This window comes from Leadbetterella byssophila DSM 17132, assembly GCF_000166395.1.
Taxonomy (GTDB): Bacteria; Bacteroidota; Bacteroidia; order Cytophagales; family Spirosomataceae; genus Leadbetterella; species Leadbetterella byssophila.
Genome location: NC_014655.1, coordinates 569455 through 595673, shown reverse-complemented (window position 1 = coordinate 595673; position 26219 = coordinate 569455). Strand labels below are relative to the sequence as shown.

The following is a 26219-nucleotide window of genomic DNA, read 5'->3' as shown; positions in this document are numbered from 1 at the left end:
AGATAAAGAAAATCTAATATAATGACTGCATCACCTTCATCTACCTGGGTGCCATTCTTTTCTAAGATATCAATTGCCCGCTTTGTTGAAACCTTTTTGTCTAAAAAACTCATTTCTTTAAATATTTGAGTATACAGGTATAAGTATCCTTGATAATGCTCTGCATATATCCAAGCTAACCGCTTTCGTATGACAATCAACCTTGATCGGTGGTATGAGCGCGACAAGATGCTTTTTGTCCGTCGCATCCATCTCTGAAAAACCGTGAAGTATATTTACAATTGGTTGACCTACCTGTTGACGCTGTTTATCTATCCTCATTAGTTTTACATTTATATCCTCTAACTCTCCTCTCAAGCCCTTGGAATTAATATGATATTCCTTTTTTATTTCCTTATAATCATCTAGGTTTAGAACAGATGATACGAATAGCTTTCGAGCTTGGGAAAAGAACAATTCTTGTTCTTTGAGTTTTTTTTCGACCTGCCGTCTTTCCTGTAAGTACTCCGTCTTTTGTGTACTTGTATTCCAGTCTTCCAAAACACAATTGAATAGATCAACTGCTTTATCTGAAAGAACCAATTTCTGAAGCTCCTGTTCGTAGCTATCATTGAGGAGTGAAGCACTGATTCTTGTTTTGCATTTTCCTCTACAATGGTAGTAAGGGTATTTTTTTCTTGAACCTTGAGAAAAGCTTCCCAGCATTTTTCTGCCACAAAGTGGACATGTTAAAAATCCTGTCAGAAAAAATGTTGCTTTCAGATTGTCCGTTTTCCTAACTGTTTTTGTTTTCGTTAAGATGATGCGTTGAACTTCGTAAAACAACGTCTCAGCGATCAATGGGTCATGAATTCCTTTGACCATGTGCTGCTCACGAGAGCTGAGCTTTATTGGGATAAGACCACAATAGGCAGGATTGCGTATAAGTTTAAAGAAATAGGAACGAGAACATTTCAGGCCCTTGTCATCGGCCATCCTGCGTACGTCCTCGACCCGATGAATATTCTTTGCAAGCTGATGAAATACCCATTTAATAATACCTGCCTCGGGCTGTTTGGGTACTATAACTTTTTTACCGTCTACTGTTGTCAGATTAATGAAGCCTAAAGGAGCTTTTCCGGGATACCTACCCATTAGTTTTGCTCTACGAATACCGTTAGCAGTATTCATTGCTCTTCTACTGTTTTCTGCTTCTGGTACTGAAAGATAAACGGCAAGCATCACTGTACTTTCCGGTACAGAAAAATCTATGGGCTGATCAATTGCCATCGCTGTCGTCTTGTGTTTTCGAAGCATACCTATCATCTCGTATGCATTTTCTATGTTTCTGCTAAATCGATCCCACTTAATAAATAGAATACTCTTATCATCCTTCGATGATCTACTTTTAATCACTGTTATTAGCTTTTTCCATTCAGGTCTATTAAATGTTTTAGCCGAATAGTCTTCACGAAAAATGCCTTTAACTTCTATATTGTTAAACTCACAATACTTAAGAAGGCGATCCTCCTGTTCTGGCAAAGAATATCCCCTTCTCTTTTGCTCATCTGTGCTTACACGGATGTATAAATAAGCTGTTTTCATATTAATAAAAATCTGATTTGATTAATGAGCATCTATACAGCCCTAATCACATTTTTCGTGACCTTGAAAAATTCTGTTACAGAATCATCTAACAGCACTTCTTCAGAGGGTGTAACCCTCCCAGCTCCTCCGAAGTCTTCGCCTGTAAGGTTGGTTATTTGGTTATCAAAAGGATTTAAAGATTGTATGGTTACAGAAAATGCATTAGTTAAAGAATAAGTTGCAGAAGCAAAAATATTACTTGAACTTTCCCAATTATCACCCAATTATGTGTATTTTGTGCTATCTCACCGGGAAAAAATGTTCGGTTCTCCCCAAAACTGGGTTTCATGCAAAATAATGCAGCTACAGGGTTAACCTTTTCATAGTCCTTCTGAACATCGCTGACAGAATTCCCAACATATTCAAAATTTCAGGAGTATTAGCTGCACTTGTAACATTACTGTCCCAGATGTATTAATTGGTCTCTTTATTTTTAATCCAATCAAACACTTCATTTCCGTCCGGTTCAATCCTATTAATTGGGTTATTTAACGTATACTCTAATGTAGAATATGGATAATACTTTTCTGCTATCGGGTCACTTCTGTCTCACCGTCCTATCCTCGGATAATGCACCACCGCTCCAAAGTTAACCCTATTCAGGTCACTTCTTTCCCTTGCAACTCAAACCGGTTCTGGAAAGCATTCACAGTGCCCATACCGTTCAGCCTTACTCCCCAAAGAATCAAAGTCACTTTCTCCACCGTTTAAACCAGACTGATTCTTCTTTTAAACCATATGGCATCTTCTTCCAGCCCTTTGGAGGTATATGCTTTAAGGTGTCGGGTACAGGAATCTTTCACAAAATCCTATGTGTTTTATAATCTGTGCAGTGCACCTGTATCCAATATTTTTCACTCATCACACTTTCTATTGTATGGAATATTCCTACATCCTCAGACCCAATAGTTGTGCTCCACGAATATTTTCTAGAATCATAATAAAAATCATAATACAAGTAACTGCCTGAAGACATCCTATCTGGTTTCATAATGGTGTAATAACTACATTCTTTTAGCTTATTTCATCTTAATAGAAATACTGACTTGATTAAAGTATACTACTGCAAGATACTAAAATTATGAATACTGTGAATCGTTTCATAATCTACTATTCTATCTCATTATCAAACATTTGGTCAATAAACAAATAAGATACTACTAACAAAACACTCCTTTTACAGAATCGAAATGCCGGAATTTAAATCTGTCGGAATTGTAGAAACGTCAAAAGTACGTTTTATCTACATTTTGTATTATTGATTATTAATCAGGCGGAGATTACCTAACAACTCTCTTGTCTGCTCAATATCAAAATATCTACTTTTTAGGAGAGCAATTTTGTATTTCTCAGGAAGGTAAATTCCCCATTTAGAGAAATCTAAAAGTGCAGGACTACTCTGTAATAACTCAGAAATGTAAGAATCTATATTTGGTAATGGCTGCAATAGAAGAACATCTATTCCGCAGCTTTAGGCTTATACAATTCTCGAATTGTAAAACTCATCAATAAGAAAGGACAACTCAAAAGTTCGGTTATTATAGATGAATTACCCACCATCTACTTTCGAGGTTTGGACAACTTGATAGCTACTGCTAGAAGTAATAAGGTAGCCGTTTGTTTAGGCTTTCAGGATTACTCTCAATTGATACGCGATTATGGCGACAAAGAAGCTAAGGTTATTCAGAATACCGTTGGGAATATTTTTTCTGGTCAGGTTGTTGGAGAAACTGCAAAGAGTTTATCGGAACGTTTTGGTAAAGTATTGCAGAAACGCCAAAGTATGACCATAAACCGTAACGATAAATCGACTTCTATTTCGACACAATTAGACAGCCTTATTCCGGCTTCCAAAATTTCAACCTTAACGCAGGGTATGTTTGTGGGCTCAGTATCGGATAACTTTGACGAACGTATCGAACAAAAGATATTTCACACTGAAATCGTGGTCGATAATGAAAAGGTAGCCGCCGAAACCAAAGTCTATCAGCAAATACCGCAGATATTATCATTTACAGACGAAAACGGAGTGGACAATATGAAACGAGATATTGAGAACAATTACCGTCAGATAAAATCAGATATTCTGCATATTGTTGAAAACGAAATGGAGCGGATTAAGAACGACCCCGATTTACAGCACTTGGTTAGTAACGATTAAACAACGCTAATATTGATAGAAAGATAGTATGCCCGAAGAAAAGTATTACAGATGGAAAAAACATGAGTGTCAAAACGTGAAGATGTAAAACGAAGATGAACTTTAAAATAATTTTTTCAGTATCTTTACATAATGAAATATTTATCATTCATATTAGCTTTAATGGTGTTGGTGTTATCAACAGCACCTTGCTTTATGGAAGATAAATGCCTTGACCTCGCACAACAAACAACAGACAGTCAAGAACAAGACAACGATGATTGCGGGATGGATTGGTGCTCCCCTTTTTCTAAATGTAATACCTGTACGGGGTTTGTAATAACGTCATTTTATTTTTCAATTGCTAACTCTTTCCAATTACCTGAAAAGAAATTAGGAGTAATAACTACGTCACCTATTTCTGACTTCCCCTATTCTATTTGGCATCCACCACAAATCGCTTAATGTATAGTGCTTCGGCACAAGTTAGTTAGTAACGATGCTTTGCATCGTAATTGTTTATTTCTTCACATTAAGCATCATTTTTACAATGAAAAAAATACTCATTGTGTCATTTTTCATGGCACTAAACCTTTGTGTATATGCACAAAATACATTAACCGCTGTCGTAAAAAGCAGTGGAACGAAAGAACCTTTAATTGGCGTAACGGCATCTATAAAAGGCACTTCAATTGGAGCAACATCTAACGAGAACGGACAAATTACATTATTCAATATTCCTAATGGATTACAGGAAATACATTTTAATTATATAGGCTTCAATGAACGTATTGATACATTAGAATTTCCATTAAAGGACACCAGTGTTATTGAAATCCTACTCAAAGAAAGTTCAGAGGAGTTAGACGAAATTGTCATATCCTCTACCAGAAGCACGAGAAGCATACAAAATATTCCTACCCGTATTGAATTTATCGGAGGTGAAGAATTGGACGAAAAAGGAAATATGAAAGCAGGGGATATTCGTATGCTTTTGAGCGAGAGTACAGGTATTCATGTCCAAACTACCTCACCCACAAGTGCCAATGCAAGTATTCGTATTCAAGGACTTGACGGGCGATATACGCAAATTTTAAAAGACGGTTTCCCGATTTATTCCGGTGCTTCAAGTGGGTTAGGTTTGTTGCAAATTCCACCGCTTGACTTAAAGCAGGTTGAAGTTATTAAGGGTTCAACATCTACGCTGTACGGTGGTGGAGCAATAGCAGGCTTGGTAAACTTAATTTCCAAGACACCAACGGAAGAAAGGGATTTGCGTTTTCATTTAAACGGAACATCGGGCAGAGGATTGGACATCAACGGTTTTTACGGACAAAAGTTTAATAAAATCGGAACAACAATATTCGCTTCGCACAACCGAAACGTAGCTTACGACCCTGCACAAATCGGACTTTCTGCCATTCCCCAATTTGAAAGGTATGTATTGAACCCCAAGTTATTTGTTTACTTCAATGATAAAACTAAAATGAACTTTGGCATCAACGCCACCATTGAAAACCGTTTGGGTGGCGACATGCTTTATATAAAGGGCAAAGCGGACAACACACACCAGTTTTTCGAGGAAAACAAAACACAGCGTTATTCCACGCAATTTGTTTTTGACCATACAGTAAATGAAAACAGTTTTGTCCAAGTCAAAAACAGCGTAAGTTATTTTAACCGTAATACAGCTATTCCCAATTACGAGTTCGAGGGAACGCAAACAGCCACTTTTACGGAAGCGAGCTATACCCACAGCAAAGAAAAGTCTGAATGGATAACAGGTGTTAATATTTGGACGGATAACTTCAAAGAAAAACAAATTACCTCATTTCCGTTAAGGGATTACAATCAAACGACATTCGGGGCTTTCGTTCAAAATTCTTTTAGGGCTACGGACTGGTTTCAATTGGAAACAGGTTTAAGAACAGATTACGTGGTGGATTACGGGGCTGTTTTTCTACCAAGAGTATCGGCATTGTTCCATATTGCAAACGGATTGACTTCACGCATCGGGGGTGGATTTGGGTATAAAACACCAACCATTTTTACCGAAGAAAGCGAACGCATACAATATCAAAACGTTATGCCTATTTATGATAATACCAATAAATTAGAAAAGAGCTACGGTGCAAATGCAGACTTCAATTACCGCACGAATATGGGCGATGACTGGACGTTCAGCATCAACCATTTATTCTTTTACACCTATTTAGACAATCCATTGTTGCTTCAAAATATGGCAACAAATACTTATCAGTTTATCAATTCATCGGGTTACATCCATACCAAGGGAACAGAAACCAATGTGAAAATCGGCTATGATGATTTGAAACTATTTTTGGGCTACACATTTACCGATACCCGATTGCTGGAAAACGGAACAAGTACCGAAAATCCATTGACCCCAAAACACCGTGTTAATTCCGTACTGATGTACGAAATAGAGGATAAATGGAAGATTGGTTTGGAAGCCTATTATTTCAGCCCTCAAAAGTTGAATGACGGTACAACTGGAAAGGACTATTGGATGTGTGGCTTTATGGCTGAAAAGATTTGGGAACGGTTCTCTTTGTATATCAACTTTGAAAACTTCCTTGATACAAGGCAGACACGTTTTGACAACATCTATACAGGCACAATAACCAACCCTGTTTTTAGAGACATCTATGCACCGTTGGACGGATTTGTAATTAATGGTGGAATAAAATTTAAACTTTAAAATATGAACAAAACCATATTCAATATTACCAAAATGGATTGCCCCAGTGAGGAGCAATTAATCCGTATGAAATTGCAGGATTTTGATACGGTAAAGTCATTGGAATTTGATATTCCCAATAGGGAATTGAATGTTTATCATAGTGGAAACCCCGAGCCGATTTTATCGGCTTTGGAAACTTTGAACCTAAATACAACGTTGATTTCAACCGAAGAAACTGACGGAGTTATTGAAACGGATACAAGCAATAGACAACGGAGGCTACTTTGGACGGTACTGGTTATCAACTTCGTTTTCTTTGGAGTGGAAATGTTGTTCGGTATTTTTTCCAACTCAATGGGATTGGTAGCGGATAGCTTGGATATGCTTGCCGATAGTATCGTCTACGCTTTGGCTCTGTTTGCTGTAGGGGGTACGGTCGCAAGAAAAAACAACATAGCCAAATTTGCAGGGTACTTCCAAATCTTGTTGGCTGTTATCGGTTTTGTGGAAGTAATAAGACGTTTTTTAGGTTTTGAAAAGATGCCCGATTTTCAAACGATGATTATCGTTTCAGTTTTGGCACTAATGGCAAATGTGCTTTGTCTTTACCTGTTACAAAAGAACAAAAGTAAGGAAGCCCACATGCAGGCAAGTATGATTTTCACATCGAACGATGTCATTATCAATTCGGGCGTTATCGTTGCAGGTCTCTTGGTTCATTGGCTTAATTCAAGCTACCCCGATTTGATTATCGGAGCAATTGTATTTGTAATTGTGGCAAGAGGGGCATATAGGATATTGAAGTTAGTAGAATAAGTCGTTATATTTTCAAGTGATAAGCAAGCTGTTTTAGAAATGCCCTTTTTCCGGCCAATTTTTTATTGTGGTTGGCGAAAAAGGGTATTTTGTAAATCCTGGAAAAGTGGATAGGTGGTTTTGCTCAGATAAGCAAAAAAATCTTAAAATTCACATAAAAAACCAATCTAATTTGTAACTTTGTTGCGTTGAAAAATCATAGAATACATATAGGCATTTTGACATTGTTCTGTTTGGTTTTCTTTATGATGCCAAGTCAGAGCTATGCCTGTTCCAAAAATTCAACAAAGACCGAGCAGTCTTCCTGCTCAAAGGAGAAATCCAAAAAATCAGAACATAAAAAAGGTTGCAAGGGCAAATCCTGTAAAAAATGTAAAAGTGACAAATGCGGGGGCGGCTGTTCAGACAGCTCTTGCAGGTGCGGTGCTTCAACCACTTCCCTAAATGTCCCAACCCTAATCGAATTAAAGGCAAAAAATCACTTAGCAGCAGCTAAAAAGCAAAAATTCGGTTTCAAAGAAGCCTACTATTCTTCGGGCTTTTTCTCCATTTGGCTACCGCCTAAAATAAGCTAAAACTATGGCCTGATAGCCATAGGTGTGTCCTGTCAGAAGCTGTTCCGGCTTTTGCAAATCCCCTATTTGTATCATTTACTTAAAATTTAAAACAGAAACGGGTTTATCAATCCCCCGTTTCTCAAAATGTAATTATTATGAAATCATTATCAAAAATAGTGATGGTAATCGCCGTGTTACTATCATCAATAAACGGCTTCGCACAAATCAAGAATGCGAAAACAGAAACCGTAAAGATTTACGGCAATTGTGGTATGTGCAAAACCACCATCGAAAAAGCAGGTAACGTAAAAAAGGTAGCCAGCGTGGACTGGAACAAAGATACCAAGATGGCTACGCTCACCTATGACGGCGACAAAACAAATCAGGATGAAATCCTGAAACGTATTGCTTTGGCTGGTTATGACAGTGAGAAGTTCCGTGCGCCGGATGACGTATATGCTAAACTGGCTGGTTGCTGCCAGTATGATAGACCCGTGAAGACGGTTGCCAAAAACAAAGAGGCTGGCATGGACATGAATGCCGGACAAGGCAATCACGACCATAGCCAAATGGCAGCTAATAAAGATGCAGCTCAAAACCAATCACAGCTAAAAGCTGTATTTGACAACTACTTTTCAGTGAAAGACGCTTTGATAAAAACCGATGCGGCGACCGCATCTGCCAATGCCGCTGAATTGGCCGCATCCCTTAAAGCAGTCGATATGAATAAGCTATCGGCAGAGGAACATACGGCTTGGATGAAAGTGATGCAGGACTTGACGGCCAATGCGGAAAGCATTTCAAAATCAAAAGATGTTGCAAAACAAAGAAGTGCTTTTGCGGCACTTTCGGAAAGCATCTACACACTTGCCAAAGTTTCTAAACAGGACACCCCCATTTATTACCAGCACTGCCCTATGTACAACGGAGGTAAGGGAGCCAATTGGCTAAGTAAAGAGAATGCGGTTATAAATCCATATTACGGCTCACAGATGCTCACCTGCGGAAGTACGGTCGAAACCATTAAATAACAGGTCTGAAAGCTATGGTACAGTACAATGACATGGTGCAGGCGCTTAAAGACCTAAGACAACGTGGGTACAGTATGGACTTTAGTCTGTTGCCGGACTGTCTGTACTGTACGTCAAGGAGCCTGAAACTAAAACCGGAGGATTTTACGGTTACGGAAACTCATAGGTTTGAAAGCCTCGACAGCAGTCCTGATAACAATGCCGTAATTTATGCCATATCGTCTAATGATAGTAAGAATAAAGGCGTACTTGTTGATGCCTATGGTACTTATGCCGAAGAAATGACCCATGAGATGGCAAAAAAATTAAGTGCAACATAACTTTTAAAACCCCTTGTTATGAAAAAATATACTTGTCCTATGCACCCACAGGTGCTAAAAGACGAACCGGGCAAATGCCCGCTCTGTGGCATGGCATTGGTTCCCGTTGGCGATGCGTCAGTTTCTCTTGAACACACATCAGAACATGGGCATTCCGGGCATTCTCAACATGGCCATGCTGATGAAAACTTTAATAAACATGAGGGACATCATACAGGCGATTTCCTCACACGTTTTTGGATAAGCCTTGTCATTACAATCCCTATCCTGCTCCTGTCGCACATGATACAGCAATGGTTGGGTTTCTCCCTTGCTTTCAATGGCGATAAATATGTGCTGCTGGCATTGGGTACGGTGATTTATTGCTATGGAGGCTTGCCGTTCCTAAAGGGAATGATTGGCGAGGTGAAAGCCAAAGCCATAGGGATGATGACCCTTGTTGCTATCGCCATATCCGTAGCCTATGTCTATTCCGTAGCCGTTGTATTTGGCTTGCAGGGTATGGACTTCTTTTGGGAACTGGCAACCCTTATCGACATCATGCTTTTAGGGCATTGGCTAGAAATGCGTTCCCAGATGGCTGCTTCCCGGGCATTACAGTCATTGGTGGCTTTGCTGCCCAACGATGTTACCGTGGAACGTGGCGGAGAAGCCGTAAAGATAAAGCTCGAAGACCTGCAAAGTGGTGAAACGGCTATCATAAAACCGGGTGAAAAAATTCCAGCCGATGGATTGGTACTGGAGGGGCTTTCGTATATCAACGAGAGTATGCTTACCGGAGAAAGTATTCCCGTAAAAAAGGAAAAGGACGGAAAGGTCATCGCAGGCTCTATCAATGGAGATGGTGCGCTGAAAGTTAAGGTAACAGCCGTGGGAAAAGACAGCTACCTGAACCGGGTCATCAATCTTGTGCAGGAGGCACAGGCTACTAAGTCCAATACACAGAACCTTGCGGACAAAGTTGCCAAATGGCTCACCTTTATTGCCATTGCCGTGGGCATAGGCACATTTGTCTATTGGTATGCAAGCAGTGGAGATATTGCCTTTGCGCTTGAAAGAATGGTGACGGTAATGGTAACGGCCTGCCCGCACGCATTGGGCGTGGCTATCCCGTTGGTGGTCGCCATTTCCACAACGCTTTCGGCGACCAATGGTCTGCTCATCCGCAACCGTACGGCATTTGAAACCACCCGCAAACTTTCCACCGTCATTTTTGATAAGACCGGAACGCTCACCAAAGGTTCCCATGCCGTAGAAAAGGTTATACCGTTAACGGATGAATATAATGACGATGAGGTTATCCAGTATGCTGCCGCAGTACAGCAAAATTCGGAACACCATATCGCCAAAGGCATTATGGCTACATTGAAAGAAAAGAGCCTTACCTTATGGAAATCTGAAAACTTTAGCTATATGCAGGGCATAGGCGTTAAAGGTGTTGTGAACGGGAAAAATGTCGTAGCTGGCGGCCCGAATTATTTCACCGAAAACCACCTTTCCCTGCCGGAAATACCAAACGAAATCAATCAGGAAGCCGAAACGGTCAACTTTGTCCTCATTGATGACCGGGTAATCGGCATCATTACTTTGGCAGACAGCATCCGTGAGGGTTCGGCACAGGCGATTGAGGAACTCAAAAAAATGGGCATCAAGTCCTTTCTGCTCACCGGGGACAACGACAGGATTGCTGCTGCCGTAGCCGGAAAATTGGGTATGGACGGGTATTTGGCTAATGTGCTTCCGCACAACAAGCAGGAAAAAGTAAAGGAGTTTCAGGCAAAAGGCGAAATCGTAGCAATGACTGGTGATGGTGTAAATGATGCACCTGCACTGGCACAGGCAGATGTGGGCATTGCCGTGGGTTCCGGTACGGACGTGGCTGCCGAAACAGCGGATATCATATTGGTAGACAGCGACCCGAGGGATGTGGTCAAACTGATTGACTTCGGCAAACTTACCTACAAAAAGATGGTACAGAACCTGATATGGGCGGTTGGCTACAACGTAGTGGCAATACCGCTTGCAGCGGGCGTACTCTATCCGAATTTTATTCTAAGTCCCGCTATGGGTGCTGTGCTGATGAGTGTAAGCACCATTGTAGTAGCTATTAACGCAAGTTTTTTAAAAATCAAAAAATAAATAAAAATGAAAAATCTAACATTATCAATCATTGCTGTTATCATGGCATTTGTAACAGTATCATGCAATCAGGCATCCAACAAAAACGAGCAGTCTTCAAATGATACTGCTGTGGTATCACAAGAACAGCCAGCTTCCCAACCAAAAGAGGATGATACGGTATCTGCGCCCGCTGTGAGCGAAACACCGAGCGGTCAGGAAGCAAAGGCAACAGGAAAAGAAGAAGCAAAAAACTTTTCTATTGCGCCCATAGTTACCGATTATCTGTCATTAAAGAACGCTCTTGTTTCGGACGATGACAAAGCTGCCGCCAGTTCAGGGAAAAAGCTGTTAGCTACCCTGAATAAAGTGGACATGAAAGCCGTTCCTGCCGATAAGCACAAAAAGTACATGGACATAGCGGACGATGCTAAAGAACACGCAGAACATATCGGGGAAAATGTTGGCAACATCCACCACCAGCGGGAACATTTAGCCTCGCTTGGCGAAGATTTGAAAGACCTGATTGATTTGTTCGGTACATCTCAAACATTGTATCAAGACCATTGCCCGATGTTCAATGACGGTAAGGGTGCTGTTTGGTTCAGCGAAAACAAGGAAATCAAAAACCCTTACTACGGCTCTAAAATGCTGACCTGCGGTAAGGTGGAAAAAACAATCAACAGCAAATAAATTTCGGGGTTATGGGAAATATGCAAAACAGTCACCATGCGGGTCATGCCTCGGAGCATGGCACGCACAATCCAAAACATGCTTCGGGCATGTACAAACGCTTTGCGGTCATGGCTGTCGCCATGTTCGCAGTGATGTATTTTATCATGTACGCCATGATTGACGGTGGCAGAACCTGATACCCAATATCAATAACATGTACATGACCTTGCTGATGACCTCGGCAATGCTGCTTATCGAATTAGCGATAATGAAAGTGATGTACCCCAACGGGAAGATGAATTGGGCGATAGCCATCATCTCGGTTGCCGTTGGCATCTTTTCATGGTTTGGTATCAGGGAACAAATCAATGTCGGCGACAAGCAGTTTGCAAAGGGTATGATACCCCATCACGCAGCAGCCATATTGATGTCCGAAAAGGCACACCTGACCGACCCGGAACTGATAGAGCTGCAAAAAAACATACTTAAGACCCAAGCGGAAGAAATTGAACTGATGAAGCGCAAGCTAAAAGAGTTTCAAGAAAGTAAATAATAAAATTTCAAAAAACAGTTTCGACATGAGCAAAATAATAATTGGCTTTATTTCCTTATTAGCCCTGCTATTCACCGCTTGCGGGCAGGCAGGGTCAAATAAGGATGAAGCGGCACAGCATCATTCGCAGGCAACTCCGGAAAGCCACGGGCATAGTACCCAAATAGGCGAATTGGTTCCATCGGATGAAGTCTGCATGGTCAACGATGCCTATATGGGCAAAAAGCAGTTTGACGTAAAATTTGACGGTAAAATATATTACGGGTGCTGCGAAATGTGCAAAGAGCGTATTCCAAAAGATGCCACCGTGCGGATGGCGATAGACCCCTATTCCCATAAGCAGGTAGACAAAGCTAATGCGATGATTGCTGTGACAGGAAATAACGGTGAAGTTTCTTATTTTGAAAACAAGGAGAATTATGCCAAGTATGTGAAAAAACAGTAGACACAAAAAGATGAAGCCACAATAAAATAATTATGACCATAAAGAAGAAAATCATATTGGGGCTGGCTGTCGTCCTGATTGCCATACAGTTCTCTCAGCCCTTACGGAACCAGGCGGTTGAAGTGCCAGCCACCCATATCGAAAGGGTGTACGCCGTACCCCAAAATGTAAAGGCTATCCTTGTTCAGTCCTGTTATGACTGCCATAGCAACAATACCCATTATCCGTGGTACAGCCGTATCCAGCCCGGCGCATGGTACATGGCAGAGCATATAAAAAAGGGGAAAGAGGAACTCAACTTTAGCGAATTTGGCGACTATTCTGTCCGCAGGCAGCGAAACAAGTTCAGGGCTATGGCCGGGCAGGTTAAGGACGGGGAAATGCCGTTGTCATCATACACACTAATTCATCGCAATGCAGTATTGTCACCGGAGGATAAGCAGGTTTTGATAGCGTGGTTTAGCACAATGGAAGACAGCATTAAATAAAATTTTTCAAATCATGAACAGATATAATAAAATACCTATAAGAATTTTGCAAACAGTGCTGATACTGCTTTGCACGCAAACGCTGTTTGCACAGAGAGTGGTGCATTACGAGCTGTATGTAAAAGATACGCTTGTCAACTATGCAGGTAAGCAAAAAAGGGCAATTGCCGTAAACGGGCAAATCCCCATGCCCACCCTTACCTTTACCGAGGGCGACACTGCCGAAATAGTGGTGCACAACCAATTGAAAGAAAGCACATCACTTCACTGGCATGGTGTGTTCCTGCCCAATAAAGAAGACGGTGTGCCCTGGCTTACACAAAAACCCATCGCACCGGGCACAACCTACACCTACCGTTTTCCGATTATCCAGCATGGTACGCACTGGTACCATTCCCACTCAGGATTGCAGGAGCAGATTGGCATGTACGGAAGTTTTATCATGAAGAAAAGAAGCGATGATAAGACATTCAGAAAAGGAATTGACGATTTGCCGACCGTTCCAATTATATTAAGTGAGTGGACAAATCTTAACCCCGATAATATCAACCGTATGCTACACAATGCAAATGATTGGGCGGCCATTAAGAAAGGCGCAACACAATCATATGTTGAAGCTATTAAGGAGGGAAAATTTGGCGTGAAAGTAACCAATGAGTGGAAGCGGATGCTGGCAATGGATGTGAGCGATGTATATTATGATAAAATCCTTATCAATGGCAGCAATGCACCGGAGCTAAAAACGGTTGACGGCAAAACCTTAAAGGCGGGGGACAAAGTACGGCTTCGCATATCCAATGGCGGTGCATCTTCCTATTTCTGGCTGCGTTACGCCGGAGGTAAAATTACAGTAGTAGCGAATGATGGGAATGATGTTGAGCCTGTAGAGGTGGACAGGTTAATCATTGCCGTTTCTGAAACTTACGATATTGTAGTGACTATCCCTCAAGATGGTTTGGCTTACGAGTTCTTAGCAACAACCGAAGACAGGACACAATCTGCGAGTTACTTTATAGGTGATGGGGTCAAACAGCTTATTTCTCCACTCCCACGATTGAAGTATTTTGAGGGGATGAAGATGATGAACGATATGATGAAAATGAATGGCGATTTGGACGATATGGGCATGAAGATGAGCCTTAACCAAATGGACATGAATGTAGTGATGTATCCCGAAATTACCGGAGATGCAACAAAAAAAGCAGACCACAGTAAGCATGAGGGTATGGATATGGATAACGACGCTAACCGTTACAACGCTAATGCTTTGGGAGAAATCAAAACATTAAATTATGCAATGTTACAATCGCCACACAATACTACTCTTCCTAAAGATGCACCCGTAAAGGAGCTGAAATTTACACTTACTGGCAACATGAACCGCTATGTATGGAGCATGGATAATAAAATACTTTCGGAAACAGATAAAATTCCTGTAAAAAAAGGCGAAGTCCTGCGGATTACCATATATAATAATTCAATGATGCGGCATCCAATGCATCTTCACGGATTTGATTTTAGGGTTATTAATGGAAAGGGAGAAAAATCTCCATTGAAAAATGTTTTAGATATTATGCCAATGGAAACCGATATTATTGAGTTTTTGGCGAACGAAGAGGGTGATTGGTTTTTCCATTGCCATATCCTTTATCATATGATGGCAGGAATGAACAGGGTGTTTGAAGTTGGAGACTATAAAAACCCTTACTTACCCGACAAGGCAAAAGCCTATAAGGAATTGCAAAGAGAAAGTAATATGCCTCATTTTATGGCACAAAATGATTTTGCAACCAATGGTAATGATGGAGAAGCTATGCTGATGAACGCACGTTATCAATTAGGTACTGAATGGCGTTTAGGTTATAATAGTATGCATGGTTATGAAGTAGAAACCCATTTGGGAAGATATATTGGTAAGATGCAATGGTTCATGCCGTTTGTAGGGTTTGATTGGCGATACCGTAAAATGGGAGAAGATGAGCATGAAAAAAACATCTTTGGACAAATCAACAAGAAAGATACCCGAAGAGCCTTTAGTGTAGGGTTTATGTACACCTTACCTATGTTGGTCAATTTTCAGGCAGAAGTGTACCATGACGGAATTGTCAGATTACAGTTAATGCGTGAAGATATTCCTATTTCAAAAAGGTTAAGGGGGGGCTTTATGGTAAATACTGATTTAGAATATATGGGTGAACTCAGATACATCATCAATAAAAATATTGGTATTCGCACCCACTATGATAGTGATATGGGCTTCGGCGTGGGACTGGCATTGACTTATTAAAATTGATTTACTAAGGTTTTAAAATGTAAAAAATAAATGAAATTAATGATGCAGGGATAATTTCGCAAGGATTGACCTCCATCATATTACAACCCAATTAATGGATGCAACTACCTCTCGTTCCATCGTCAACATGGTAGGGATTGAAGTTCTATAAGCAGTAATTACATATAAGCTAATATGAAGTGTATTAGCTTATGTAATTACTAATAGTATGTAATTAAAAATAGGCGGATGAATAAATTCTACAATGAAACACTAAATAAGCTGGAAAATGAAATCAGTGAATTAGAAATTGAAACCAATTTCTCTGTACAGAAGATTGAAACTGCAATAAAATTTATAATTCATAGTCTTACCGACTTAAAGAAGTTTGTACTGAAAAACGACTTTGATTGAAATTTGTATAAAATTTATACTATTAATTTTCATAATAGGTTGTTTAGGACTGATTTTAAAGTTGTTCCAATTAAATTAAGGAATGTTATAAAATTCAATAAAGTTACATTTTTTTATTATGTGGTAATTTAACCAGTGTTTCATAAGAAATGTTTGCGATGCCCTCCCTCCAAAAAATAGGACAAAACTAAATTACAGCATTCTACTTCAGCCTCTCGAAAAACAATAAAATTCTGTCCAGGTGTTCGATAGAACTCCCCGTAGGCTCACTTAGGGGGAAATCATTGCGATTTCCCCCTATTTTTTTGTAAATCAACAACCCCTTCTCCTTCATTTTCAACGAGTTATGAGCAAACATTTGCATCATTGTAGGTGTTCGATAAATTCCATTTTCATAGTATAAATTGTTATCGAACACCAGTTTTATGGGATCACCGACAAAACTTGTGGGGTGCATTGTATTTTTCTAAGAACTAAGGGATCAACAACAAAACTTGTGGGATTCATTGTATTTTTCTAAGATCTAAGAACTTTAAACCGTGAAACCTGTAATTTAAAATTGTCCTATTCTTGTGAGGGAGATCAGTAATATCTGAGTACAGTTTTAGACGACTACTGCCGCTATATCATCCATTGGGAGCTTTGCGATTCAATGAATGCAGAAGATGTGAAAAGAACGGTAAATACAGCCATCGAAAAAGCAAAGTTAAAGTCGAAAGCAAAACCGAAACTGCTCTCTGATAACGGCCCTTGTTATATCTCCAGCGAGTTAAAAACATATCTGAAAGAAGACATGAAGATGAAACAGGTTCACGGCAGACCGATGCATCCGCAGACACAGGGGAAAATCGAACGTTATCACAGAACGATGAAAAACGTGGTTAAATTAAACCACTTTTACCATCCAGAAGAACTTATCGAAGCCTTGGGAAAGTTTGTGGACAACTATAACAACCGACGTTATCACGAATCGCTGCAAAACTTAACACCTGCAGATGTCTACTGCGGGCGATCTGAACGAATTTTAAAAAAAGAAAACAGGTAAAAATCGATTCTTTGAACAGAAGAAGAAAATTGTTTAATCAACAAAAATTAATAAATTTATAACTCGAAAATCTCCTTAAGGTTTCATCCTAATGTGTCTAATTTAGTTTGAAGACGTACACGAATCATAGACATTGAAGACAGAACTGCTATGGTTAAATTCTTTACCGTTACCTAATAGCTCGATAAAAACTTGGACACAAAACTAAGTTAACAATTAATTAGATTTGTGTATGTCAAAACATCGAAAAACATGGAGTTTGGAGGAGAAAGAGAAGATTGTACTTCATTCTATCCAGCACGGCGTAAGTTATTCATCGCGAGAATTTGGGGTTTCTACTGTGAGTATTTATAATTGGAAAGAGAAATTTGAGAAGTTAGGCAAAAGTGGCTTGGAAGCAGGAGCAATGACAGATGCCGAGCGTGAACTCAAACAATTACGTCGTGAAAACGAAGCTCTAAAAAGGATAGTTGCTGAAAAAGAGTTAGCTATTCAAATTAAAGATTCCCTTTTAAAAAAAAGTCAATCTCTAAAGAAATAAAAATCCAGGTAGTTGACGAATTTCTAGAGCAAGGGAGGCCTAAATATCTAGTATTAAAGCATGTAGATTTACCTCGAAGCAGCTACTATTACATTTCTACAGGTACAAAACCGGGGAAAAGGGCCTCAGGTTATGTATATGATATGGAAAATAATAGGTTTGATATGGATTATATTTTACAAGAAACTAAAACACTTCTGGAGGGCGAATTTGTGGATTATGGGTATTATAAAACCTACCGCTATTTAAACCAAGAAAAGGGATTGAGAATTGGGGCTTATAGAACCTATAAGCTCATGAAGGAAAACAATTTATTAAAATTTCAACGCAGTAATACCAAGAGAATAAGTAGGAACTGGGTAAAAGAACTCGTTCCCATTGTACAAAGAGAATTTGCATTCCTAGAATTTGATATTAAATATGTATATATCCAAGGAAAACGCACAAATGCGCAAGTACTGACAATTTTGGATGTTTTTTCGAGATGGCAATTGGGACAATACATCGCAAATTCTATTAAATCTGAAGATGTAATAAATCTATTTGAACAAATTTTACAAACTTATCCGATGCCAAAGCAATTTATAGTAAGAAACGATAATGGCTCACAATTCGAAGCTTTAATAGTTCAAGAATATCTAAAACAAAAAGGTATAACTCAGGAATTTACAAAACCGGCAACACCTCAACAGAATGGACATATAGAAGCCTACCATTCAATTCTGGAAAGTGCTGTATGTCAACGATTTGAATTTGAAAGCCTACAAGAATTTAAACAAGTAATGATAAGATGGAAAAAATTCTATAATTTCGAAAGAATACATGGCGGTCTTCACTATAAGTCCCCTAGAAAATTCCTCGAATCAATTGGTGTAAAAATTGATCCGAATTGGTGAAATAAATTAAAAATAGTGTCCAAGTAATTGCGTTTAAGACAGTTAAATAAGTTTGTAAGCTCCCCCGAAAATAGTACGGTTTAAAAGTGGAATTTTTTCTTAACTTTAAAACTGTAATTATGAAGACGAGTAAATTCAATCCGACCCAGATCGCCAAGATTCTTAAGGAGTTTGAGAGCGGCAAAGATGTGGATAGTATTATCCGCGAGCACGGCATTAGTAAGGCCACATTTTATAAGTGGCGTCAACGTTACGGTGGAATGGAAGCCAGTGAACTCAAGCGGGTAAAGCAGCTTGAGGAAGAAAATGCGAAGCTCAAGCGAATGTATGCTGATTTAGCTATCGAGCTAGATATGGCCAAATACATCATCGAAAAAAAGCTTTAAAGCCTTGCCAAAAGCGAAGTATTGAGCGTGATGTATCTCCGCTATATCCGGGTGGCAAAAGCAAGGCTTGCCGCCTTTTAAAGACTAGCAGGAGCAGTTTAATGTACCAATCTATCAAGAATGACACCGCACTCATGGCAAGTCTGGAAAAGCTGGCTGTGGATCATCCTCGGGAAGGATTTTGGAAGAGTTATTACCGCTTGCGAAACGCCGGTCAAAAGGTAAACCACAAGCGTTTACACCGCGTTTATAAGCAGATGGGTCTGCCGCTTAGACGTAAAGTTAAGAAGCGCTTACCAGCTCGCGTTAAGGAAACTATTGCGGTTCCAGCTCACTTTACACACACATGGAGCATTGATTTTATGCATGATGTACTACAGAACGGAAGAAAATTTAGGAGCTTTAACGTCATAGACGATTATAATAGAGAAGTACTGTTTATTGAAACAGACTATTCATTAAAGAGCAGCCGGGTAATCTGGATATTGAATCATTTAATCAATAAACACGGAAAACCTCAAAAGATTAGAATGGACAATGGTCCCGGGGCGCGCAGCCAGAGTTTATAGCGAAATTGGCCCAGGAATGGAGTCAAGTGATAGGAATAGAGTTCAAATACATCCAACCAGGTAAACCTACCCAGAATGCGCTGATAGAGAGATTCAATAAAACATACCGGACAAATGTGCTGGACGCTTATCTATTTGAAAGTATAGATGAAGTGCGAGAAATTAGCCAAAAAATGGGTTCAGGATTATAATCATTATAGGCCACATGATAGCCTAGGAGGTATAAGTCCCGTCGCATTTAAAAATAAAAAGTCTGTTGTTGGGCTACGTTCCGCTACGCTCCACTGCGCCCAACAACAGACTGAAATATAACGTATTTTGTCTCTTTTTAGACTGTACTAAAATGGGGGAGCTTACAAGTTTAGATTTAATTTATTTTATAATCTATATGACTTTTACTAGTTTAGTAGTAATAAACTAATTATTACTATGAAACTTCTATTTTATCTTTCACTATTAGCTATACTCTCTCTTTCTTCTTGTAAAGAACAAAGCTTTAATCAAGAGATACCCTATACTTCATTAGCAGATTTATCTAAAGAAGCTGAGTTTAGGTTTAGCATAAAGTCTTCATCTCTTGGTAATTATCCTATTTTGGATGATGGAGAAGTGAGAACTTCAGACTACTTAGTTGTAATTAATGATGAAAATGCTTACTTGAATGAGGTAGTTACAAAATATGAGCACCCCTTTATTAACTTTTCTACCCATACATTATTGGTTTTAGGAATTGAGTATAGAGGGACAGTTACACTAAAGCCAAGAAAAGAGGGCAACAAAACTATTCTTACTGTTATAAAGAAAATTCCTGAACTTGGACCGCAAGGGACTGTTTTTAACACTTTTTCTGCAATAGTTCCTAAAGTAGATAGTACAAATGTAATTAAGGAGTTAATTGAAGTAAACGTAAAATGATATGAGAAAATATATACTGCTTCTTCTCTTAGCTATTGGAGTTTTGCCTGGTTTTAGTCAGAAATTTTATCGCTACGTTGATAATGAGAAAGATATTCTTACCATATCTGGAGATAAGTTTTTTGTGTCTTTAAAGGATAGTACTTACGCTGAGAATCTCAGCCGTGTTAACTTTATCAGTAAATTAGACAGGATAGATAATAAAGGGACTTATCTTATTTCATCAACACGAAAAATTGACTTCTCAGAGGTTTTCGAACACTTAAAAAATGATTCTTATGTTGAATTTCTTAGTCCGGTAATCTCTTCAAACGGCAAAGAAATGGGAGGTTACACCTCTAAAATTATTATTAAGACAAAGAATGAGATGAGTTTGGAAGACATAGAAAACATCGTTGATAAATACGGTTTACGTGTGTTTGAATATTCTAAATTTGACAAAACTACGGTGTTTTTACAAAGTAAAGAGAAGGATGCTTCTAAAAATCAGGAGATTGCTAACGCCTTACATTCAAGTGGTATATTTGAATATGCAGACCCTAATTACCTTCTTTTCGTCAATCCCGCTAGTGACCCGTTGTACTCAAGTCAGTGGCATCTCAATAATACCGGTCAAGTTGGGGGAACTACAGGAGAAGATATTAAAGCTCCGGGGGCATGGACTGTAACTACAGGTAGTTCATCTATAAAGATTGCTATTTTAGATTCTGGAGTAGATTTAGACCATGAAGATTTGACAGACAACATGGGTGCTGGTTATGATGCTACAGGCGGCAGTAGTAATGGAGATGATTGGTACTTCCATGGAACTGCGGTAGCTGGTGTAGCTGCTGCAAGAGGAGATAATTCAAAAGGGGTAAGGGGTGTCGCATATTATTCCACAATAATACCTGTGCGATTTTACAATAGTGCTTCTGGATGGAGTACTACTGAATCAGGGTATTTGCAAAGTGCTATTCAGTGGATAAGAACGGGAAATAGAGCTGATATTATCAATATGTCATTTACTATTACTCAGACAACCTCTTTGAATAGCGAAATTAATACTGCCGCATCTTCAGGAAGGGGAGGCAAAGGTATTGTAATGGTTGCATCTTCGGGAAATAATAATAGTACATCAATTGGTTATCCAAGTAGTAATTCTAATGTTATTTCAGTTGGGGCTTCTAACCAATTTAGACAAAGAGTCAGTCCGACATCAAGTGATGGTACATCTGATAGCGATTTTTTAGGAAGTAATTATGGTAGCGGGTTGGATATAGTGGCTCCAGGACTTAATATCCGTAGTACGAATATAGCAGGAACAATTCCAGCCAATTTTTATCTTTATTATAAAGGAACTTCCTATTCTGCACCCCAAGTGTCCGGAGCCGCGGCATTGGTTCTTTCAGTTAATTCTAATTTGACAAGGGAGCAAGTTAAAAACATACTCGAATCTACAGCTGATAAGATTGGAACATATACTTATTCATCAGGTGCAGGCGAGAATCCATCTCTGACTTGGAATAGTGAAATGGGATATGGAAGGTTAAACGCGTGTAGAGCTGTTACGATAGCAAAAGCAGGTAAAATAAATGGTTCTGACCTTGTTTGTTCCAATAGTACTTTTACATTAGATGCTATTCCAGCTGGAGCAACGATCTCTTGGTCTTCCAGCAACACAGGAATACTTACAATTAATTCCTCTACGGGTGTAGCTACCAGAGTTGGATCTGGTTCAGGGTCAGTAACAATTACATCTACACTTAACGCTAGTTGTGGTAGTGTTCAGTTAACAAAAGTTGTATGGGTTGGCAATCCAGACCTCACAAAAAGAATAAATGGAACAATAGCAGGTACTACACCTGTTAACCCTGGCAATCTCTATAATCTTACAGCAGAATCACAAAGTCCCTCTACTTCATTTAACTATAATAACTATACCGGGAGTGGTGACATGGTTATAGATATATACTATCCCAATTCAGCTAATACTCAAATGTACGTTTACGGCACATCCACGAATGGTTCACGTCATGTACGTGTTACCGCCACTAATAGTTGTGGAAGTTATTATCAGGATTTTGTATTTTACATACCGTCTTTCTTTAAATCTGTATATCCTAATCCTGCTAAAGATTACCTTACACTTGACTTTAATGATCTCACAGAGAAGGCCACCCTGCCGGATGCTATAGAATTGTACAATGAAGCAAGTATGAAAAAGGAACTTGTATTGAATATAGATGATGTTTTAAAGGATACAAAGAATCAACAGGGCAATAAGTATATTTTAGACATAAAAGACCTTAAGAGAGGGGTATGGTACTTACATGCTGTTAAAAAAGGGTATAAAACCGAGGTGATACGATTACTTTTTGAGTAAGAAGTTGACAATCTTTAAAAGCAAAAAAGCAAGGTCTTCTTGGCCTTGCTTTTTTAATAAATATAGCGTAGGATTTCATGCTTTCATTTCTCGCGGGAAGTAAACTATTTTGTCCATTTCTGTGGTGAAAACCCAACAAATTCGCAGCTACATTTACTTTTGTTTATAAATGTAAGTTTCTTTTATTTTCACTTCTAAAGGCTATGTGCTTAGATGATTTACTTACTTTAATTAAGTACAGTGTTCTTTTATAGAAATTACTCTAGTGTTAAGTTTAACTATTTTGGACAGTATACTTACCGTGGCACAGTTCTTAAACAACTAAAGAATTTCAACACTATTGTGAGAGATCATAATTCAATTCCTCTGGCTGTATATTCCGGACGTCATTGACCCCCTATTCCGGAAGATACTGACCCCCTATTCCGGAGGTCATTGACCCCTCTTTTGGTCTGACATTCCGGCAGACGTTGCCCCCTTCTGAGCGTTTATTGTGCATCTTAAAGTCCTGAACCGATTTTAAGAGATATGTGTAAATCGTCAGCAAAAAGTGGACACTATATTCTTAAATCTTAAGGAGTGTTTTCTAAAAAACGAATTACATTTATTTATGGAAACACCTAAGAAAAAAAGTACTGAGAAATTTGTTAAAGATATCCGTAAAAATACCCGAAGGATTTTTACTGCAGAACAGAAAATTTTAATTGTGATGGAAGGCCTACGGGCAGAAACTCCTGTTGCTGAACTTTGCAGACAGCATAATATTGCACAATCTCAGTTTTATGCCTGGAACAAAGAATTTATGGAAGCTGGCAAAAAACGGCTAAACGGCGATGTGGTAAGAGAAGCTACGAGTGATGAAGTTTCTGACTTGAAGAAAGAAAACGCACGTTTGAAAGAGATTGTTGCGGATTTGGTTCTTCGCTATGACATCGTAAAAAAAAGTTTAGACATGCTGGATTAAGCCATAAATACAGAAGGTATATGAGATTGTCAGCAGGTGAGAAATACGAAGTCATTCAAGCGGTAACTACAAGCGAATTGGGGGTAAAGCGTACCTTGGAAAGTTTTGGAATTGCCAGAAGCACATTTTATGGATGGTATCAAAACTATCTTGAGAAAGGTTACGAAGGCTTAAAACCCACTGGAAGAACTAGCAAAAGACAGTGGAATAGCATACCCGAAGAGCAGAAAGATCTGGTGGTAGGAATAGCTTTAGAACACACCGAATTATCATCTCGGGAATTGGCTCACAAAATCACAGACGAACAGGGTGTTTTTATTTCAGAGTCAAGTGTTTATCGAATCTTGAAGCAGCGAGATTTAATTCCAGCACCGAATCATTATCTACTTTCAGCAGCAAGTGAATTTAAAGATAAGACCGAATTTGTGCATCAAATGTGGCAGACAGATTTTACTTATTTCAAGATTATAGGTTGGGGGTGGTACTATTTGAGTACGATTTTGGACGACTACAGCCGCTATATTATCCATTGGGAAATCTGCGATTCGATGAAAGCCGAAGATGTGAAAAGAACGGTAAATAAAGCAATCGAAAAAGCAAAATTAAAGTCTAAGACTAAACCCAAATTACTCTCAGACAATGGCTCTTGCTATGTCTCCAATGAGCTAAAAACGTACTTGAGAGAGGATTTAAAAATGAAACAGGTGCATGGTAAACCTATGCATCCCCAGACTCAGGGAAAGATAGAACGCTATCATAGGACCATGAAAAATGTAGTCAAATTGAATCATTTTTACCATCCTGAGGAGCTCGTAGAAGCGTTAAGAAAGTTCGTGGAAAACTACAACAATAACCGTTATCACGAATCCTTACAAAATCTGACTCCAGCGGATATGTATTTCGGAAGATCGGAGGTAATTTTAAAGAAAAGAAAGGAAATAAAAATGAACTCAATCAACAGAAGAAGACAGTTGTATAATCAAGAAAAATTATTAAATTTATAAACCAAAATACTCCTTAAGGATTTATCCCAAAATGTCCGGTTTAGTTTGAAGACGTACACATTAGACCAATATGTAAAACCCAATGTAACAGCATCACGTTCAGTATTTCCTGACATATCAGTAGTGCCATTAGCAAAAAAATAGGTTAAAATTCTTTTACTCCAAATTGACCCTATTGGAACATATTTTGCAGTGGTAGAGTATTTTATTTTTAAGATATCTCTGTTGGCTGCAATTTCTGTTGGCCAATTGTCATAATAAACAGGCTTACCTTTTTCTTGTCCAAATGTAGTTCCGTAACAAAATAACAACAAAGCAATTGTAAAAAATTTTTCCATAAATAATAACTATTTTAAGGTTACATTACTAATAGACAGATAATAATAAGTTGTTCCTGCAAAAGCTGGCTTTTCCTTACCATTGTACTTGAAATACTGACCATCAAATTGAAGTTTTAGACCATCTTTTCTTAATGAATCATTCATATTACATACGAAACCTACATCCACCAAGTCGTAACTATTATCATGACTACTACGGATAACATAAGAATATCCATCAAAATGAACCGTCCCTGTCGCGTTTTTAATTGTTTTAAGCAATTCTTTACTATTACAATTATTGCCATCTATAAAAGTTTTTGATGAACATCCAGAAAGGAAAAGAATTAGAACTAATAAATATCTAGTATTTTTCATGCGTCACTATGTTTAAGTTTGTTCTAATATTTTTTTATTTATTCATCTTAAAATGATGAGTTCTGAAATTGATCTTATAAGACTATATAAATTTACCAGAAAAATTAAAGAAAATATAGAAAATAGTCAAAATCTTATTAACCGGTAAAGAAAAATAACGTGGAACGTCCAGCCTTAATACATCAACTGTTATTGCAAAGAGTAATCAGCAGATTCCATAATGTACTATTATAATGGTGGAGGTAAGTACTATTGACCCCCCTCCAAAAAAAGACTGAGCTGAATTATGGTTTACTTCGTCAACATCTCAAAAAACGCAAAAATTCGTCCCAGGTGTTCGATTGAACTCCCCGTTGGCTCACTTAGGGGGAAATCATTGCGATTTCCCCCTATTTTTTTGTAAATCAACAACCCCTTCTCCTTCATTTTCAACGAGTTATGAGCAAACATTTGCATCATTGTAGGTGTTCGATAAAGGATCAACGTAAATATTTGCGGGGTTCATTGTATTTTTCTAAGTTTGTAGATATTTTAATTTGTCGATCTTGGAAAGCTTTCGGATCAACAACAAAACTTGTGGGGTGCATTGTATTTTTTTAAGTTTGTAGATATTTTAATTTGTCGATCTTGGAAAGCTTTCTACCTCTTGTTGAATTTTTGTGGATCAACAACAAAAC

General features: G+C 38.7%; 22 protein-coding genes and 1 pseudogene. 19 read left to right on the top strand and 4 right to left on the bottom strand.

Annotation, left to right across the window (positions count from 1 at the left end):
* Positions 1-117: 117 nt before the first annotated feature.
* Both LBYS_RS02745 and LBYS_RS02740 read right to left on the bottom strand, forming a co-directional pair.
* Complete coding sequence (locus LBYS_RS02745) at positions 118-1584, bottom strand: recombinase family protein (RefSeq protein WP_013407372.1); 1467 nt, start codon at positions 1582-1584, stop codon at positions 118-120.
* A gap of 32 nt (positions 1585-1616) precedes the next feature.
* Positions 1617-1850: a hypothetical protein gene (locus LBYS_RS02740; RefSeq protein WP_041823400.1), complete on the bottom strand. Its 234-nt coding sequence runs from the start codon at positions 1848-1850 to the stop codon at positions 1617-1619.
* A 1232-nt stretch (positions 1851-3082) separates the two neighbouring features.
* Between LBYS_RS02740 and LBYS_RS02735 the strand changes: the two genes are divergently transcribed.
* The 19 genes and pseudogenes from LBYS_RS02735 to LBYS_RS02630 all read left to right on the top strand — a co-directional run bounded on the left by LBYS_RS02735 (position 3083) and on the right by LBYS_RS02630 (position 24844).
* Positions 3083-3787 carry a TraM recognition domain-containing protein gene (locus tag LBYS_RS02735; RefSeq protein WP_445468614.1) on the top strand — a complete coding sequence of 235 codons (705 nt, stop codon included), beginning with the start codon at positions 3083-3085 and terminating at the stop codon, positions 3785-3787.
* Positions 3788-3919: 132 nt separating this feature from the next.
* Positions 3920-4231 carry a hypothetical protein gene (locus tag LBYS_RS18575; protein WP_013407370.1) on the top strand — a complete coding sequence of 104 codons (312 nt, stop codon included), beginning with the start codon at positions 3920-3922 and terminating at the stop codon, positions 4229-4231.
* Positions 4232-4316: 85 nt separating this feature from the next.
* Positions 4317-6488 (top strand): TonB-dependent receptor, encoded by a 2172-nt coding sequence (locus LBYS_RS02730; RefSeq protein WP_013407369.1) that lies wholly within the window; start codon positions 4317-4319, stop codon positions 6486-6488.
* A 3-nt stretch (positions 6489-6491) separates the two neighbouring features.
* Positions 6492-7286 carry a cation efflux transmembrane domain-containing protein gene (locus LBYS_RS02725; protein WP_013407368.1) on the top strand — a complete coding sequence of 265 codons (795 nt, stop codon included), beginning with the start codon at positions 6492-6494 and terminating at the stop codon, positions 7284-7286.
* Positions 7287-7998: 712 nt separating this feature from the next.
* Entirely contained in the window at positions 7999-8874 is an 876-nt protein-coding gene (locus LBYS_RS02715; RefSeq protein WP_041823398.1) for a DUF3347 domain-containing protein, read from the top strand.
* 74 nt (positions 8875-8948) lie between these two features.
* Complete coding sequence (locus tag LBYS_RS02710) at positions 8949-9194, top strand: phosphoribosylpyrophosphate synthetase (protein WP_228423053.1); 246 nt, start codon at positions 8949-8951, stop codon at positions 9192-9194.
* Positions 9195-9212: 18 nt separating this feature from the next.
* Positions 9213-11333 carry a heavy metal translocating P-type ATPase gene (locus tag LBYS_RS02705; protein WP_013407365.1) on the top strand — a complete coding sequence of 707 codons (2121 nt, stop codon included), beginning with the start codon at positions 9213-9215 and terminating at the stop codon, positions 11331-11333.
* Between the two features lie 6 nt (positions 11334-11339).
* Entirely contained in the window at positions 11340-12005 is a 666-nt protein-coding gene (locus tag LBYS_RS02700) for a DUF3347 domain-containing protein (RefSeq protein ID WP_013407364.1), read from the top strand.
* 202 nt (positions 12006-12207) lie between these two features.
* A complete protein-coding gene (locus tag LBYS_RS19535; RefSeq protein ID WP_229310449.1) occupies positions 12208-12540 on the top strand; it encodes a DUF305 domain-containing protein in 333 nt (110 codons plus the stop codon).
* Between the two features lie 25 nt (positions 12541-12565).
* Positions 12566-12985, top strand: a complete 420-nt coding sequence (locus tag LBYS_RS02690; protein ID WP_013407363.1) for a hypothetical protein — start codon at positions 12566-12568, stop codon at positions 12983-12985.
* Between the two features lie 32 nt (positions 12986-13017).
* Complete coding sequence (locus tag LBYS_RS02685; protein WP_013407362.1) at positions 13018-13473, top strand: heme-binding domain-containing protein; 456 nt, start codon at positions 13018-13020, stop codon at positions 13471-13473.
* 13 nt (positions 13474-13486) lie between these two features.
* Positions 13487-15760, top strand: a complete 2274-nt coding sequence (locus LBYS_RS02680) for a multicopper oxidase family protein (RefSeq protein ID WP_013407361.1) — start codon at positions 13487-13489, stop codon at positions 15758-15760.
* A 991-nt stretch (positions 15761-16751) separates the two neighbouring features.
* A complete protein-coding gene (locus LBYS_RS02670) occupies positions 16752-17204 on the top strand; it encodes an integrase core domain-containing protein (protein WP_083794533.1) in 453 nt (150 codons plus the stop codon).
* Between the two features lie 232 nt (positions 17205-17436).
* The gene (locus tag LBYS_RS02665; protein ID WP_013407105.1) at positions 17437-17745 is read left to right on the top strand and encodes a transposase; all 309 of its coding nucleotides are present in this window, start codon (positions 17437-17439) and stop codon (positions 17743-17745) included.
* A gap of 164 nt (positions 17746-17909) precedes the next feature.
* Positions 17910-18641, top strand: coding sequence for a DDE-type integrase/transposase/recombinase (locus tag LBYS_RS02660; RefSeq protein ID WP_013407251.1), 732 nt, complete (start codon positions 17910-17912; stop codon positions 18639-18641).
* Positions 18642-18760: 119 nt separating this feature from the next.
* A pseudogene (locus LBYS_RS19530) lies at positions 18761-19908 on the top strand (IS3 family transposase).
* Positions 19909-20025: 117 nt separating this feature from the next.
* On the top strand, positions 20026-20511 hold the full coding sequence (locus tag LBYS_RS02645; RefSeq protein WP_013407357.1) for a hypothetical protein: 486 nt from the start codon (positions 20026-20028) through the stop codon (positions 20509-20511).
* 1 nt (position 20512) lies between these two features.
* Positions 20513-22876 carry a S8 family serine peptidase gene (locus tag LBYS_RS02640; RefSeq protein WP_013407356.1) on the top strand — a complete coding sequence of 788 codons (2364 nt, stop codon included), beginning with the start codon at positions 20513-20515 and terminating at the stop codon, positions 22874-22876.
* A 610-nt stretch (positions 22877-23486) separates the two neighbouring features.
* Positions 23487-24844 (top strand): IS3 family transposase gene (locus LBYS_RS02630; RefSeq protein ID WP_374750174.1). Its coding sequence is split into 2 segments (ribosomal slippage): positions 23487-23822 and positions 23825-24844, totalling 1356 coding nucleotides; the frame shifts between segments, so codons are not numbered across the junction.
* On the opposite strand, the gene LBYS_RS02625 is transcribed toward LBYS_RS02630, so the two are convergent.
* Both LBYS_RS02625 and LBYS_RS02620 read right to left on the bottom strand, forming a co-directional pair.
* A complete protein-coding gene (locus tag LBYS_RS02625; RefSeq protein ID WP_013407353.1) occupies positions 24820-25182 on the bottom strand; it encodes a zinc metalloprotease in 363 nt (120 codons plus the stop codon). The genes LBYS_RS02630 and LBYS_RS02625 overlap by 25 nt on opposite strands.
* Before the next feature lie 9 nt (positions 25183-25191).
* Complete coding sequence (locus tag LBYS_RS02620) at positions 25192-25542, bottom strand: hypothetical protein (RefSeq protein ID WP_013407352.1); 351 nt, start codon at positions 25540-25542, stop codon at positions 25192-25194.
* Positions 25543-26219: the final 677 nt, after the last annotated feature.